General features: G+C 69.9%; 14 protein-coding genes. 4 read left to right on the top strand and 10 right to left on the bottom strand.

Features of this window, described 5'->3' with window-relative positions:
* Positions 1–303: 303 nt before the first annotated feature.
* Genes ACWEOO_RS06265 through ACWEOO_RS06250 form a run of 4 tightly spaced genes read right to left on the bottom strand, consistent with a single transcriptional unit; the run spans position 304 to position 4639 of the window.
* The gene (locus ACWEOO_RS06265; RefSeq protein ID WP_452142072.1) at positions 304–1314 is read right to left on the bottom strand and encodes an ornithine cyclodeaminase family protein; all 1011 of its coding nucleotides are present in this window, start codon (positions 1312–1314) and stop codon (positions 304–306) included.
* Positions 1314–2486, bottom strand: coding sequence for an NAD(P)/FAD-dependent oxidoreductase (locus tag ACWEOO_RS06260; protein WP_452142071.1), 1173 nt, complete (start codon positions 2484–2486; stop codon positions 1314–1316). The genes ACWEOO_RS06265 and ACWEOO_RS06260 overlap by 1 nt, the downstream gene beginning before the upstream one ends.
* A complete protein-coding gene (locus tag ACWEOO_RS06255; RefSeq protein WP_452142070.1) occupies positions 2483–4024 on the bottom strand; it encodes an aldehyde dehydrogenase family protein in 1542 nt (513 codons plus the stop codon). Before ACWEOO_RS06255 ends, ACWEOO_RS06260 begins: the two co-directional genes overlap by 4 nt.
* A 33-nt stretch (positions 4025–4057) precedes the next feature.
* On the bottom strand, positions 4058–4639 hold the full coding sequence (locus tag ACWEOO_RS06250) for a hypothetical protein (RefSeq protein ID WP_452142069.1): 582 nt from the start codon (positions 4637–4639) through the stop codon (positions 4058–4060).
* 87 nt (positions 4640–4726) lie between these two features.
* On the opposite strand from ACWEOO_RS06250, the gene ACWEOO_RS06245 reads away from it, so the two are divergent.
* The gene (locus ACWEOO_RS06245; protein ID WP_359940447.1) at positions 4727–5203 is read left to right on the top strand and encodes a DnaJ family domain-containing protein; all 477 of its coding nucleotides are present in this window, start codon (positions 4727–4729) and stop codon (positions 5201–5203) included.
* On the opposite strand, the gene ACWEOO_RS06240 is transcribed toward ACWEOO_RS06245, so the two are convergent.
* Positions 5196–7286: a thiamine pyrophosphate-dependent enzyme gene (locus ACWEOO_RS06240; protein WP_452142068.1), complete on the bottom strand. Its 2091-nt coding sequence runs from the start codon at positions 7284–7286 to the stop codon at positions 5196–5198. The two genes, ACWEOO_RS06245 and ACWEOO_RS06240, sit on opposite strands and share 8 nt — an antisense overlap.
* A gap of 164 nt (positions 7287–7450) precedes the next feature.
* On the opposite strand from ACWEOO_RS06240, the gene ACWEOO_RS06235 reads away from it, so the two are divergent.
* Positions 7451–8113, top strand: a complete 663-nt coding sequence (locus ACWEOO_RS06235) for a hypothetical protein (RefSeq protein WP_452142067.1) — start codon at positions 7451–7453, stop codon at positions 8111–8113.
* On the opposite strand, the gene ACWEOO_RS06230 is transcribed toward ACWEOO_RS06235, so the two are convergent.
* Genes ACWEOO_RS06230 through ACWEOO_RS06215 form a run of 4 tightly spaced genes read right to left on the bottom strand, consistent with a single transcriptional unit; the run spans position 8082 to position 11450 of the window.
* A complete protein-coding gene (locus tag ACWEOO_RS06230) occupies positions 8082–8807 on the bottom strand; it encodes a TSUP family transporter (RefSeq protein ID WP_452142066.1) in 726 nt (241 codons plus the stop codon). The two genes, ACWEOO_RS06235 and ACWEOO_RS06230, sit on opposite strands and share 32 nt — an antisense overlap.
* A 24-nt stretch (positions 8808–8831) precedes the next feature.
* Positions 8832–9737, bottom strand: coding sequence for a non-homologous end joining protein Ku (gene ku, locus ACWEOO_RS06225; RefSeq protein ID WP_452142065.1), 906 nt, complete (start codon positions 9735–9737; stop codon positions 8832–8834).
* Between the two features lie 36 nt (positions 9738–9773).
* Positions 9774–10637 (bottom strand): hypothetical protein, encoded by an 864-nt coding sequence (locus tag ACWEOO_RS06220; RefSeq protein WP_452142064.1) that lies wholly within the window; start codon positions 10635–10637, stop codon positions 9774–9776.
* A gap of 18 nt (positions 10638–10655) precedes the next feature.
* A complete protein-coding gene (locus tag ACWEOO_RS06215; RefSeq protein WP_359940433.1) occupies positions 10656–11450 on the bottom strand; it encodes a sigma-70 family RNA polymerase sigma factor in 795 nt (264 codons plus the stop codon).
* 169 nt (positions 11451–11619) lie between these two features.
* Here ACWEOO_RS06215 and ACWEOO_RS06210 point away from each other — a divergent pair, with 169 nt between their 5' ends.
* Complete coding sequence (locus ACWEOO_RS06210) at positions 11620–12333, top strand: NIPSNAP family protein (protein ID WP_452142063.1); 714 nt, start codon at positions 11620–11622, stop codon at positions 12331–12333.
* 150 nt (positions 12334–12483) lie between these two features.
* A complete protein-coding gene (locus ACWEOO_RS06205) occupies positions 12484–13365 on the top strand; it encodes a serine protein kinase RIO (protein WP_452142062.1) in 882 nt (293 codons plus the stop codon).
* On the opposite strand, the gene ACWEOO_RS06200 is transcribed toward ACWEOO_RS06205, so the two are convergent.
* Positions 13349–14515: a tannase/feruloyl esterase family alpha/beta hydrolase gene (locus ACWEOO_RS06200; protein WP_452142061.1), complete on the bottom strand. Its 1167-nt coding sequence runs from the start codon at positions 14513–14515 to the stop codon at positions 13349–13351. The two genes, ACWEOO_RS06205 and ACWEOO_RS06200, sit on opposite strands and share 17 nt — an antisense overlap.
* Positions 14516–14518: the final 3 nt, after the last annotated feature.

Here is a 14518-nt window from a genome sequence, read left to right as displayed (position 1 = left end):
GGGGACCTGATATTGCTAATCTCGGGTCACCGTTGCCTGTCTCAGGCCGGGTTTGGTGTGTCCCGTCGCGCCGCGCCTGACCCGCACCGCGACCAGAACGAGCCGGCGAGCCGACGGCGCGGCGACCCCGCCACTGCACGGCATCGGGGTTGAACGGCTGAGGGGTTGACCCCTCAGTTGGCCGGTTGACCGCTCGCCTGCCGCAGGGACAACCGGCAAGCTCAGGGGTCAACCCCTCAGATGGCTGGCTCAGCTCGAGCGCTGGGCCGGGCGAGTTGGGACCCGAACCTGCCTTGGCGAGGCTCAGCTGAGGAAGTCGATGGTGCGGCCGTGGCCGGATGCGGCTTGGTATACAGGCCATGCGATCGCGAGGTCCTGCCAGGGGAGGCCCACCGGTGCGTAGACGGTGATCTCCGCTGCCGATTGCCGTCCCACGGCCGCGCCGGTCAGCACTTCAGTCAGCGTCACGGCGGCTTCGGCGCCGAGGTCGACGTTGCCCAGGGCACCCATTCGTACGGCGAGTGCGCGGTCGTCGACCACCACGCGTGCGGTCGACAACAGGTCGGCGCCGAGCTCGACCTTGCCGGGCTCGTCGGCGCCCAACGTGGTGAGGTGAAGGCCGGGCCGAGCGTCGGCCGCCGTGAGCAGCGGCTCGCGCGACCAGGTGGCGAGGACAACGACATCCGCCGCCGCGGCGACCGCTCTCGGGTCATTCACCACAACACCTGGGATCCCTTGGCCGACGAGGAATTCTGCCGCCCGCGCTGGTGCGACGTCCTGCACGACGAGGCGATCGACCCGCCGGAGGGCGGTCAGACCGGCAAGCACCATGGTGGCCTGCGCCCCGGCCCCGACCACCCCGACGGCGACACCACGCGTACGGCGTTGATCGGGCTGCTCAGCGCGTACTGCCGTGCGATCGCCTCGACCCACAGCGCCCGTGCCCTCGGGCGTTCCTGCTGAGGCCAGGACATCCGTGGCGAGAGCGGCCGCGAGGCCCGTACGCCAGGCGGTGACGGTCGAGCTGTCGAGGAGGGCGAGGAGCGAGCCGTCCGTCAGATCGTGGAGGCAGACGACCCCGCGCAGCGCCGGCGTGGCATCCGGGAACTTGGCGTTGACCTTCACCGTGTACGCCGGGATCCCCGGGATGAGCCCTGGCAGCAAAGCGGTCGCCGTACCGGGACCGGGGAGGTCTGTGCGGATGCGCAGCGGCTCGATGTCGGCGGGCGCGCGGAAGCCGGCTCGCAACGCTTCGAGAACGGCAGGGATCTCGAGTGATCGCAGGATGTCCGAGTGGGTGAACAGCAGCGTCATCAGACGACGTTCCGCTCGGCGCGCGCCCCGGACCGCTCGAACCGCTGCGCGTTCAGCGGGCCGACGTCGACGATCGGTTCGCGGCCGAGGTAGAGATCCCGGATCACCTCGCCGACAGCAGGGCCCTGCAGGAATCCGTGGCCGGAAAAGCCTGTGGCATAGAGGAAACGGGACACCGTGCCGGCCTCGCCGATCAGCGCGTTGTGATCGGGCGTCACCTCGTACAGGCCTGCCCATCCACCGCTCAGCCCGACGTCCAGCAGCGAAGGCGCCCGCCGGGCCATCGCCTCGGTCAGGCGGGGAATCCAGGTGTCGGTCCGGTTCAGGTGGAATCCGGGCTCCTCGTCGGGATCGGACATCCCGACCAGCAGACCGGGGCCTTCGCGGTGGAAGTAGAACGTCGTGCCGAAGTCGATCGTCATCGGCAAGCCGTCCGGCAGGCCCGGGATCGCCTCCGTGACGACGATCTGGCGCCGCAGCGGGACCACCGGCAGTCCGACGCCGGCCATCTCGCCGATCCGCGCCGACCAGGCGCCCGCGGCGCAGATCACCGTCCCGGTCCGGACCGCGCCGCCGCTCGTCCGCACCACGGAGATGTGGTTGCCCACAGCATCGATTCCCAGCACTTCGCAGCCGGTCACCAGTCGTGCGCCCAGCCGCCGGGCGGCCGAGGCGTACCCGAGCACGACGGACTCCGGCGTGCAGTGTCCGGCAGTGGGCGAGAAGCAGGCGCCGACGAGCCCGTCCGGCGCGACGATCGGCGCCAAGGAAACCGCCTCGTCCACCGACACCATTCGGGTCGGTAATCCAGCGGTTTCCGGCAGCCTGTTCTGCAGGTCGGTGCTCTCGCGGAAATGCTCGACCTGCTCGGCGGTTTCCAGGAGGAAGAGGTAGCCGACCCGGTGCAGGTCGATCTCCTGCCCGGGGCGGTCGCCGAACCGCGCGAACGCCTCCAGGCTGCGCGCGCCGAGCGCGATGTTCACCTCGTCGGAGAAGTTCGCCCGGACGCCGCCGGCCGCCTTGCAGGTGGAGCCCGAGCCGAGCTGGTCCTTCTCGAGCAACAACACGTTCCGCACGCCGGCCTCGGCCAGGTGGAACGCGATACTCGTGCCCATCACGCCGCCGCCGACGATCACCACCTCGGCGGACTCCGGCAGGCCCAAGTCGATCACGGGAGCTGGAAGGTGAGGTCGGCCTCGACCGTCTCGGTGTCCATCTGGGCCTTCTGGAGCTTGCCCGAGTAGTCCCAGTTCATCGACTGCCACCGGGTGAACTGGTCGAGCACCCACACGCCGCTCTGCCGCGACCCGTTGCCCGACTTCCCGTTCCCGCCGAACGGCAGATGCGCCTCGGCGCCGGACGTCGAGTTGTTGACGCTCACCATGCCCGCCGAGATGCCCTGCGCGAACCGGAACGCCTTGTTCGGGTCGGTCGTGTAGATCGAGCTGGACAATCCGTACCCGGACTTGTTGCCCAACGCAATCGCCTCGTCGAGCGTGCCGTACGGCGTGACGCCGACCACCGGGCCGAACGTCTCGTTCAGGAACAGCTCGTCGTCCGCCCGCACCCCGGCCACGATCGTCGGGTGGTAGAACAACCCGGCGCCGGGATCGCCGACGAACCCGGCCCGCGGGTTCTCCGCGGTCACCCGGCCGACCCGGCCGATCACCCGATGGTGCGCCGCGATCCAGCCCAGCGACTTCTCGAACCCGGCCGCGAACTTCGCGTCCAGCAACGGCCCGAACAGCACGTCCTGCGTCGGATCGCCCATCGCCGCCTCGGCGGTCGCCCGGGCGAAGCGGTCCAGGAACTCGTCGTACACGGACCGCTGCACGATCGCCGTGCCCAAGGAGGTGCACCGCTGTCCCGCCGTGCCGAAACCGGAGAACAGTGCGCCCTCGACGGCCAGGTCGAGGTCCGCGTCCTCGGTGATCACCATCGGGTTCTTCCCGCCGAGCTCCAGGCACGGTGTCTGCAGGTGGCGCCCGCACAGCTCGCCGATCTGCGTGCCGACCGCGCTCGACCCGGTGAACCCGACCTTGTTGATCAGCCCCGCCTGCAACGCCTGCTCGAGACCGGAAAACGTGTCCGGGCCGTCGGCGTAGACGACGTTGAACACCCCGGCCGGTACGCCGGAGTGCGCGAAGATCTCGTAGAACGCGTCGGAAACGACCGCGGAATATTCCGCCGGTTTCCACAGCACGGTGTTTCCGCAGAGCAGTGCCGGGACGATGTACCAGGACGGAACGGCGACCGGAAAGTTTCCGGCTGTGATCACGGCAACTGTTCCGACCGGCCGCCGGAACGTGAACAGCTGCTTGTCCGGCATCTCCGACGGCACCGTCTGCCCGTAGAGCCGGCGACCCTCCCCGAGGAAGAAGTCGCAGGTGTCGATGATCTCCTGCACCTCGCCGAGCGCCTCGGCCAGCGGTTTCCCGATCTCCCGGGTGACGAGCGCGGCCAGCCGATCCTTGTTCAGAGTCATCAGCCGGCCCACGTTCGAGATCACCTGACCCCGCTGCGGCGCCGGCGTCCCGGCCCACCCCGGCTGCGCGGCCCGCGCCGCGGAAGCCGCCCGCACGAACACCTCCGGCCCCGCACTGCCGACAGTCCCGACGACCTCACTCAGCCGCGCGGGGTTGGTCGACGGAGTACGCCGTACCGCTTCCGCCACGCGTTCGCCACCGACAACGGACAGCACCTCGGACATCCGCCACCCCTCTCCCGACGCTGGGCCACCACCTTATGACGCCGGCGGCACCTTCTGGCCGGGGTAGAGGTCCGGGATCGGGATCGGCATCCGCCACAGGTGGGAGTCGGGATGGATCATGCCGTGCCGGATCGCGACGTACCGGAGCAGGCGAAGTGGGCCGGCGATCAGGACGACGGCCAGCGGGAGCTCGACCAGGAACGCGCTGAGCAGGGCCTGGGTGAGGTCGCCGCCGCGCTGGCTGGTCATCACGTCGAACCAGGCGTCGCAGATCAGCAGCACGCCGGACGCGAACGCGGTCGGGAACACGAACTGCTTGCGCTTCCAGCCGGCCAGCGCGGTCAGCACCAGCGTCGTCAGCAGCAGGATGTCGAACCCGACCCAGGTCGCGACCCAGTTCCGCGCGACGTAGTGGCTGGGCAGGGTGATGGCCAGGTACACGGTCCACGGGATCAGGGCGGCCGCGCAGACCAGCATCAGGACCGTCCGCCATTTGCGGATCCGGTCGATCGTCCGCCGCGACGGCAGCCCGGCAGGCCGCGGTGCGAGCCGCAGGATCAGCGCCCGCCGCTCCTGCGGCGTCATCGCCGCGATCTCTTCGTCGGTCAGCTGCACGTATCGAGTATGCCTTGTGAATGCAATCACAAGCCGGTAGGGTGAGGTCTCGGAGCAACTGTCGACGACGACAGACGAGGTGGGGCCATGACGAAGCGCAGACCGCCGGGCATGAGCAACCAGGAATGGGTCGAGTCCCAGATCAAGCTGGCCCAGAACCAGGGCGAGTTCGACGACCTCCCCGGCGCCGGCAAACCGCTGAAGCTCGCCGAGCAGCACGACCCCGACTGGTGGGTCAAGGACTTCCTCCGCCGCGAGGACGTCGAGACCGAGGCGTTGCTGCCGTCCGCGATGCAACTCCGCAAGGAGAAGCAGCAGGTCCACGAGAAGGTTCGCGGGATGCGGCGCGAGTCCGAGGTCCGCGAGTATCTCGCCGACCTGAACAAGCGGATCCGGCTCGCCATCCGCGACACCACCGGACCGGTCGTGCCGACGGGCCCGGTGAACGAGGACGCGGTGGTCGCCCAGTGGCGGATGGATCGCCCGTCCCGCACGCCGGTCCCGCAACCCGCCGAGGCGTCGACGCCCCGGAAGAAGTCCTTCTGGCAGCGCCTGTTCAGCTGAGCAGTTCGCGGGCGGCGTCCTCGATCGTCTGTTCGCTGAGCAGGACTTCGTGCGCGGCCGCGCCGAGCGGGACGTAGGAGTCGTAGCTCGTCACCCGGGCCAGCCGCCCGGCGTACCCGTGGTCGATCAGCGTGGCCAGCACGCCCTCGGACACCCCGCCGGAGCGCCGGGTCTCGTCGGCGACCAGCACCCGCCCGGTGATGTTTGCCTCGCGCAACAGATCCTCGACCGGCAGCGGCGCCAGCCAGCGCAGGTCGAGCACCCGGATTCCCGGCACTCGCGCCGCCACCCGCAGGCTCATCGGGACGCCGTTGCCGAACGTGACGATGGTCAGCCAGGTGCCGTCGCCGTACGTCCGGCCGCGCCCGATCTCCACGGGTTCGCCGCCGTACGGCGCCAGCCACTGCTCGTCGCCGTCGGCGTACAGGTCACGCCGGTGGTAGAGGGCGATCGGCTCGAGGTACACGCTGACGCTGCCCGACGACCGGGCCGCCGCCGCACACGCGTGCAGCATGGACGCCGCGTCGTCCGGCCGGGACGGGGACGCGATCACGACGCCCGGGATGTCCCGCAGGACGCCGATCGCGTCGTCGTTGTGGAAGTGGCCGCCGAAGCCCTTCTGGTAGCCGTAGCCGGCGATCCGCAGCACCATCGGGTTCGCGTACTGCTCCTGCGAGAAGAACTTCAGCGACGCCGCCTCGCCGCGCAACTGGTCCTCGGCGTTGTGCAGATAGGCGAGGTACTGGATCTCGGGGATCGGCAGCAGACCCGAGATGCCGGCGCCGAGCGCGAGGCCGAGGATCGACTGCTCGTCGAGCAGCGTGTCGAACACACGGGCCGGTCCGAAGACCTTCTGCAGTCCGCGCGTCACGCCGTACACGCCGCCCTTGCGGCCGACGTCCTCGCCGAAGACCATCGCCTCCGGGTACGACGCCAGCACGTCGCTCAGCGCCCGGTTGATGGACTGGCTGAGCGTCAGCGGCTCCGTGGTCGTGACCGGACGCGGCAACGCGTCGGCCACCGCGGCCGGCTCGGGGAAGCGCAACGGCGCGGCGACGGCCTCGGGCGAGGTGAGCTGCGGGAGGCCGGCGACCTCGGCCGCGATCCGGAGCGCCTCGGCCTGCTTCTCCTCGTACAGCTCGATGATCTCGTCGGCGGTGCAGCCGGCGCCGAGCAGGTAGCGCGCCGTACCGAGCAGCGGGTCGAGCTCCTCGTCCGCGGCCAGCTCCGCGGGGGACCGGTACGCCGTCTCCACGTCGGAGCCCGCGTGGCCGAGCAGGCGGACGGTACGCAGTCGCAGGAACGCGGGCCGGCGGTTCCGCCGTACGAAGGTCGCCGCTTCACGAGCCATCGACAGCGCCGCGTCGAGGTCGGTGCCGTCCGCGTCGAAGTACCGCAGACCGGGGCGGGAGCCGTACGCCTGCCGGATCCAGCCGTCCGGGGTGCGCACGCTGATCCCGATGCCGTTGTCCTCGCAGACCAGCAGCAACGGCATCGGCAGCCCCTGGTACGACGCGTGCAGCGCCGCGTTGATCGCGCCGGTCGCGGTCGAGTGGTTCGCGGACGCATCGCCGAAACTGGTCACCACGATCGCGTCGGCCGGCCACGGGGACGGTACGCCGAGCTTGGCCGACCGGTTCATCGAGAACGCGACGCCCATCGCGCGCGGCAGGTGCGAGGCGATCGTCGAGGTCTGCGGGATGACCGACAGTTCGTGCCGCCCGAACACCTTGTGCCGGCCGCCCGCGATCGGCTCGCTGGTGGCCGCGGCGACGCCGAGCAGGATGTCGCGCAGGCCCTCCTTGGAGCCGCACTGGGCGGCCCGGGTCAGGTAGAAGGCGCCGGAGCGGTAGTGCAGCAGGGCCGGGTCGGTCGGCTGGAGCGCGGCGGCGACGGCGGCGTTGCCCTCGTGCCCGGCGGATCCGATCGTGTAGAAGCCGGTGCCCTGGGACTGCATCCAGCGGGCCGCGAGGTCCGCATGCCGGCTGCCGAGCTGAGCGTCGAACAGGCCGCGGAGCAGTTCCGCGTCGTGCTCCCACGGGGCCGGGGCGAGGCCGCGGACGCGGTCGGCGAAGGTCCTCATTTCATCCATGATCCGGGATCGCCCGGCCGAGCACAGCTCCGACCACGGGTTGAACAGGTCACCTGGTTGCCGCCGCGCCGGCCGGGGAACGGTACGAAGGGCTTGTTCGTTGGGGCAGCGAGGGGAACTCTGTGGGGTGTGGTGACGGTGAGTGAGCTGTGGTGATGCACCTTCCAGGCGTCGTCCGGCGGGCGGGATTCGCGGCCGGTCTCGGGGTCGGGACAGCCGGCGCGCTGGCCGGTGTCCTGTTGCTCGGTCCGCTCGCGGCGTCGCTCCTCCTGGTCGTGGTGTTCGTGCTCGTCTGGCCGCTGGCGGCGGTGGTCCGGCACGTGACCGACGACGCGCCGTACGGTTCGGCGGTCCTGGTCGCCGCGACGGCGGCGGCCGGCGTTTTGTGCCTGCCGGGCATGGTCCGGCTGCTGGCGTGGGGCGCCCTCGGGGTGACGGCGGCGCTGATCCTCGCCGCGGTGTTCGTGCTGATCGATCTCGCCGTCCCTGACCGCGGCCCGCGACCCTCCCGCCGACAGCGCAAGCTGAAGCGTCTGTCCGAGACGCAGTTCGCGGAGGACGAGCGGCTGATCGCGTCGCTGCAGTGCCCGCTCAGCATCCAGGAGCTGTGCGGGGTGTGGTCCGAGACCGCGACGCAGCTCGCGCACGGCGCCGGTCTGCGCGATCGCCAGGCCGTCGCCGAGGTGCGCCGGATCTGCCTCGACGAGTTCGAGCGCCGCAACCCCGACGGTTTCCACCGCTGGCTGGACGCCGGCGCTCCGGCGAACCCGAGCCGCTACCTGCTCCCTACGCCGGGAGAAGGCCCCACGCCCCTTTGAGGAGTGTCGTCGCGCCGCCGATCAGCGCCAGCATGAGCACGAGCAGCCGGGCCCGCGGCTCGGACACCCGCCCGGCGAGCGTCCGCCCGACGACCGCTCCGGCCACCAGCCCCGCGCCGGCGGTGGCCCAACGACCCGCGTCGAGGTCGGGGAGTCCGCTCGTCGCGACCGAGAACACGTTGACGACGGCGCCGTAGAAGAGCGCGTTCGGGACGAATTCGCGGATCGTCCAGCCCGCGTTGACGGCGTACAGCGACATCGGCGGTCCGCCGAGGCCGGCCGACGCGTTCATGAAACCGCCGACCGCGCCGGCGCCGACCGCCCCGCCGAGACCGGTCAGAGCGCGCAGGCGGAAACCGCGGAGCAGCAGGAGTACGGCGATCGTCACCAGGGCGCCCATGGTGACGAGAAGGACGGGCTCGGGCAGGCGGCGGGCAAACCAGGCACCGAGCGGGACCGTGCAGGCCGCCGCGACGATCAGCGGCACCATCGAACGCAGCCGGACCTGCCGCCAGCCCTCGGCCAGTCCCGCCAGGCAGATCAGCCCGGCACCGCAGTTGGCCAGCGACACCCCGTCGTGCGGTCCGAGAACCAGGACCAGCGCCGGGACCGCCACCAGCGCGAACCCCATCCCGGTCATCCACTGGACCGACGCTCCCAGCAGTACGACGCCACCCAGCACAAGCCCACCCACGCCCGCCGACTTTAGCGGGTGCTGTCAGGCCGCCTTCTTCTTGCCCTGGGCCGACTTCTTGGCCGTGCTCTTCTTGGCTGCAGTCTTTTTCGCGGTGGTCTTTTTCGCGGTGGTCTTCTTCGCCGGACCGGTCTTCTTGCGGGCGCCGCGGGACTTGCGAGCCTCCTCGACGCTGGCGCGGAGGGCGGCGACCAGGTCGGTCGGGTTCGTGGCCTGCGGCTCTTCCTCGGAGTACACGATCTCCTTGCCCTGGTGCTTGGACTTCACCAGCTCCTTGACCCGCTCGGTGTAGGTGTCCTCGTACGCGGCCGGCTTCCACTGGCCGCTCATCGCCTCGATCAGGTCGACCGCCATCGACAGCTGCTTGCCGGCGCCGGACTTCCGCGGCAGCGTGCCGAGCTCCTCGTCCGGGTCGCGGATCTCGTCGGCGAAGAACATCGTCTCCAGCACGAGCACCTTGTCGTCGGCCCGGATCGTCGCCAGGTACTCCTTGCCGCGCATCACGAACTTCGCGATCCCGGCCCGGTTCGTCTTCGCCAGCGCGTCCCGCAGCAGCGCGTACGACGAGGCGTTCCCGGAGTCCGACGGGCCGAGGTAGTAGCTCTTCTGGAAGTGCATCGGGTCGATGTCGTCGAGGTCGACGAACGTGTCGATCTCCAGCGACCGGGACTTGCCCGGCGCGATGTCGTCCAGCTCGTCCGGCTCGACGATCACGTACTCGCCGCCGCCGACGTCGTGGCCCTTGACGATCTTGTCGTACGGGACTTCGCGGCCGGTGCGCTCGTTCACCCGCTTGTACCGGATCCGGTCCGACGTCCCCTTCTGGAACTGGTGGAAGTCGATCTCGTGTTCCTGGGTTGCGCTGTACAGGCCGACCGGCACCGAGACCAGCCCGAAGTTGATGTACCCGCTCCAGATCGCCCGCGCCATGGTCGGCTCCTCTCGCCGCCCCGGCCGGTACCCAGTTCAGAGCCGGTTGTAGCGCTTGCGGGCCTCGCGGCTCTCCTTCTGCGCCTCCCGGGCGGTACGACGTGCCTCGTCGAGCTCACCGCCCAAGCGGTGTACCAGGGCCTGGGCCTCGGCGAGCGCCTCGCGGGCGTTGTCGAGCTGGGTGTCCAGATCCTCGACCTCGGCCTCGGCCTGCTGCGCCGCGGCGACGGCGTCCTCGAAGGCCTGTTTCGCCTTGGCCTTCTCGGCGGCCTCCCGCTCGTCCTGCTCGCGCTGGGCGGCCTCGCGCTGCTGCTCGGCCGTTGCCTTTTTGTCGGTCTCGGCCTGTTGTGCTTTCCGCCGGTCCCGGGCCGCCTTGCGACGCTCGTCGGTGAGTGGGGTGACGTTGGACGGTTCGCCGGTCTCGTCGACGACGCCGAAACCGACGTGCCGCAGCGCGCTGCTCAGTCGTCCTTCGCGGACGGCGTCACCCGCGGCCGGATCGACCAGCGCCGCGTCGAGGGTCTCGCGGAGCTTCTGGCCGACGTCCGCGCTGACCTTCTGGCCCTCCTCGTCCGCGAGCCGGGCGGCCTCCTTGGACAGCTTGTCCAGGAGCTGGTGGCGCTTCGGCGTCAGCTCCCGCAGCCGCTCGCCGTCCAGGTCGGCCGTCGCCTCCCGGAACTCGTCGCCGAGCGCGAGCAGGTCGTCCAGCTCGTCGGGCAGCCTGCGGGCCACCAGGTTCGCGATCCAGGCCGCGACCGTCGGCTTGCGCAGCGCCTTCAGCCGGGTCGACGCGAGCGCGTCGCCGTCGGCCTTCAGCTGCTTGGCCAGCTCGTTGCGAGTAGCAATGAAGTCGGCCGCCGGCGCCGCGTACACCGCATCCGCCGCCTCCTCGAAGTCCACCAGGCGACGGTACCCGAATCAGCCGGCCGGGGGAGGTGGCTGCACAGCCAGTTCGGTGCGCAGCGTCTCCAGGATGCCGCGCAGCAGCCGGGAGACCTGCATCTGGCTGACGCCGAGCTCGTTGCCGATCTCCTCCTGGGTGAAGCCGTTGCAGAACCGCAGCTGGAGGATCCGCTTGTCCCGGTCGCCGAGATTCGCGACCGCCGGCGTGAGGGTGTGCACGTTCTCGACCAGGTCGTAGCCGTCCTCGGCGTCGGCGACCGTCTCCATCAGGCTCGTCGCGCCGTCCGTCGGGCCGGGTGCGTCCAGCGAGAGGGTGCTGAAACAGCCCCGGACCGAGGTGGCCTCGGCGACCTCGGACGGGTGCGTGCCGAGCGCCTCGGCGGTCTCCTGGTCGGTCGGCACATGACCGAGCCGCTGGGTCAGTTCGGGCTCCGCCGCGGCGATGCTGCCCTGCATCTCCTGCACCCGGCGCGGCGGCCGGATGGTCCAGGCGCAGTCCCGGAAGTACCGCTTCAGCTCGCCGCGGATCGTCGGTACGGCGTACGACAGGAAGGCCGTCGACGCGTCCAGCCGGTACCCGTTCGCGGCTTTCACCAGCCCGAGGTACGCGACCTGTTCGAGGTCGTCGGCGTCGACGCCCTTGCTGCGGTAGCGCGAGGCGATCGATCTGGCCACCGGCGCGTTCAGCAGGATGACCTCGTCGAGGCACTCCTGGTGGCGGGGATCGGGAACAGTGTCGGCCTCGAGCAGCAGCTCGTGGGTGGCATCGGCAATTCTCTGCTTGGAGACTTCGGCAGCTGCGATCGTCACGGGAGATACCTCGTCGTGTCGTCGTGCAGGTCGGGTGGCTTGGGGGCTGAACCACCTGTCTCCACCAGATCAAACTCGGCCGGACCTTTCAAGTGCCCGCCTGTTACGGCTGTTTGAAACGCTTGTAGCCTGACAGTAACTGTCAGGTTTCAATGGTTTGCTCGCACTCATGAACGAGTGTTGCGCCGTGGTCGACCTGCGCCAGTACACCCTGCACCCCGGAAAGCGGGACGATCTGATCGACGTCTTCGACACCCACCTGGTCGATGGCCAGGAGCGGACCGGGATGCACATCGTCGGTCAGTTCCGCGATCTGGACGACCCCGACCGGTTCGTCTGGATCCGCGGTTTCCGGGACCTGCCGGCGCGCGCGGACGCGCTGAACGCGTTCTACTTCGGGCCGGACTGGCGCGCGCACGCGGCGGCGGCCAACGTGACGATGATCGACTCCGACAACGCCCTGCTGCTGCGGCCTGTCCGGCTCGGCGCCGGCTACCCGGCCCTGGAAACGCCCAGGACGGGCGAGGCGACGGGTTCGGTGATCGCCGGTGCCGTCTACCACCGCGCCGGCGAGGACGACGAGTTCGTCGAGTTCTTCACCGACCACGTCGCCCCGGTGCTCACCGCGACCGGCGCCGAGCCGGTCGCGGTGTTCGAGAGCCTGGTTGCCGAGAACAACTTCCCGCAGCTGCCGTTGCGGGACGAGGTGGTGCTCGCCTGGTTCGCACGGTTCGCCGACGACACGGCGTACGACGAGCACCGGCGGCAGCTGGCCGCGTCGCCCGTGTGGCAGCGGCAGGTGCAGCCCGAGCTGGTCTGCCGGTCGGCGAAACCGGCCCAGGAGCTGCGGCTGCGGCCGACCGCGGGATCGCAGTTCCGGTAAATGCGTTGCGGGCGGCGGGAGCGCCCGGCATCCTGGTTTGACCCGAGCGGCGACGCGCGCTGCCTGGACCTAAGGAGGGCTGACGGATGGCCATCACTGTGCTGCGGCATGTCCGCATCAGTCCCACTTCACGGTTCAGGAGCATCTCCGTTGTCTTTTCCCGAGTACGAACTCACCGATAACTACTCAGACACCGACCCGGCCGACGCCTTCGTCTTCAAGTTCCACACGGTCGACGAGGAGCTGGGGCCGGATCAGCGGTGGTCCACCTGGCTGGACGTCGAGCGCGGCTCTCGCGGGCCTGATCCCCGCCCGGACTGGGTGGTGACGGAACAGGCCGCGATCGATACCGAGCTCGGCGTCCTCAAAACCGGTAAGGAAGCCGACGTCTTCCTGCTCGAACGGGCCGTCGAAGTCATCGGCGACAACCCGGCGAAGTCCTCGCTGCTGGCCGCGAAGCGGTACCGCACCGAGGAGCACCGGTCCTTCCACCGCAGCACGGCGTACGTCGAGGGGCGCCGGACCCGCAACAGCCGCGACACCCGGGCGATGGCGAAGAAGACCTCGCACGGCCGGTCCGTCGCGGCCGGGCAGTGGGCGTACGCCGAATGGGACGCCCTCAACCGGCTGTGGAAGGCCGGCGTCCCGGTGCCGTACCCGGTCCAGGTCGACGGCACCGAGTTGCTGATGGAGTTCATCGACGACGGCGAGGGCGGCGCCGCGCCGCGGCTCGCCCAGGTCCGGCCGTCGAAGGAGCTGCTCGACCTGTACTTCGAGCAGCTCCGTGACGGGATGCGCGAGCTGGCCCGCGCGGGCCTGGCGCACGGCGACCTCTCGCCGTACAACGTGCTCGCGCAGCACGACCGGATCGTGATGATCGATCTCCCGCAGGTGATCGACATCGTCGGCAACCCGAAGGGCATGGACTTCCTGCTGCGCGACTGCCACAACATGGCCACCTGGTTCACGAACCGCGGCCTGGAGATCGACGATCAGGAACTGTTCGCCGATCTGCTCACAATGGTGTTCTGATCGCCCGCTGCAGGTACGGGACGAGCGGTACCAGCTGGTCGGGGTAGGTGTCGACGAGACCGTCGACGTGGTTGCCTGCCTCGACCCGCTGGTACGTGTGCAGACCGGTGTGCTTCGCCAGTTCGGCGTACACGTCGGAATCCTGGGTGATCGGGAGCAGGCTGTCGTACGTGCCGTGGATCGTGGTCAGCGGCCGGCGGATGTTTCCGGTCAGAGCGATCCGCGCGATGGCCCTGCGAGCTTCGGGGCGCTGCGCGTAGTCGTAGTCGGCCTCGGCGCCGGTGTAGGTGGGGTCGAGCTCCGCCGCGTAGATGCGTTGGGTCAGCTTCCAGTAGACCGTGTAGTGGTAGTCCCACAGGAAGCCGGACTTCGGGTTGAATCCGGCTGCCACGATCTTGGCAGTGTCGTGCTGCTCGTAGCCTGTGATTGCCTGGGGCAAGTACGTGAACAGGTTCGGTCCGTCGACCGTCCACAGCGTGCCTTCCAGGTCGACGCCGCGGGTGTAGAGCTCGGGGTGGTTCTCGAGTTGCCAGCGGACCAGGTAGCCGCCGTTCGAGATGCCCGCCGCGATCACCTCGCGCGCCGGGCGGCCGTAGTGCTGCGCGACGGTGGCGCGTGCGGCGCGGGCGAGTTGCGTCGTACGGACGTTCCACTCGACGATCGCGTCGCCGGGACGGATGCCGTCGGTGGAGAACGCGGCGCCGGTGTTGCCCTTGTCGGTCGCGGCGTAGGCGTAGCCCAGCGACAGCACGTAGTCCGAGATCGACTTGTCGTTGGCGTACTGCGCTCGCACGCCGGGTGAACCGGAGACGACCAGCCCGCCGTTCCAGCGTTGCGGTAGCCGGATCACGAACTGCGCGTCGTGGTTCCAGCCGTGGTTGGTGTTGGTGTGCGAGGTGTCCGGGAAGTACCCGTCGATCTGCACGCCAGGCACGCCGGACTGCTGCGGCAACCCGGAGTGGGTGAGGCCCGCGTAGTCGGCGGGATTCGTATGACCGGACGCGACCGTACCGGCGGTGGTGAGATCGTCCAGGTGCGCGAGTTCCTGATACTCGGCACCCGGGACGTGGAGCTGTCGATGGGCGCTGGCGGGCACGGTCACACCGGCCAGCAGCAGAACGGCGGAGGACAAGGCGAGAAGGCGGCGCATGGC

This window comes from Kribbella sp. NPDC004138, assembly GCF_053603655.1.
Note: the sequence above shows the minus strand (reverse complement) of the source record. Positions and strands in the feature narration are given on the sequence as shown.

Bases quoted from the DNA above. Each gene is read 5' to 3' on its own strand.
- ACWEOO_RS06210 (WP_452142063.1), top strand. From the start codon at position 11,620: ATGAACGAGTGTTGCGCCGTGGTCGACCTGCGCCAGTACACCCTGCAC.
- ACWEOO_RS06240 (WP_452142068.1), bottom strand. From the start codon at position 7,286: ATGAGGACCTTCGCCGACCGCGTCCGCGGCCTCGCCCCGGCCCCGTGG.
- ku (WP_452142065.1), bottom strand. From the start codon at position 9,737: ATGGCGCGGGCGATCTGGAGCGGGTACATCAACTTCGGGCTGGTCTCG.
- ACWEOO_RS06265 (WP_452142072.1), bottom strand. From the start codon at position 1,314: ATGACGCTGCTGTTCACCCACTCGGACATCCTGCGATCACTCGAGATC.
- ACWEOO_RS06235 (WP_452142067.1), top strand. From the start codon at position 7,451: ATGCACCTTCCAGGCGTCGTCCGGCGGGCGGGATTCGCGGCCGGTCTC.
- ACWEOO_RS06245 (WP_359940447.1), top strand. From the start codon at position 4,727: ATGACGAAGCGCAGACCGCCGGGCATGAGCAACCAGGAATGGGTCGAG.
- ACWEOO_RS06255 (WP_452142070.1), bottom strand. From the start codon at position 4,024: ATGTCCGAGGTGCTGTCCGTTGTCGGTGGCGAACGCGTGGCGGAAGCG.
- ACWEOO_RS06200 (WP_452142061.1), bottom strand. From the start codon at position 14,515: ATGCGCCGCCTTCTCGCCTTGTCCTCCGCCGTTCTGCTGCTGGCCGGT.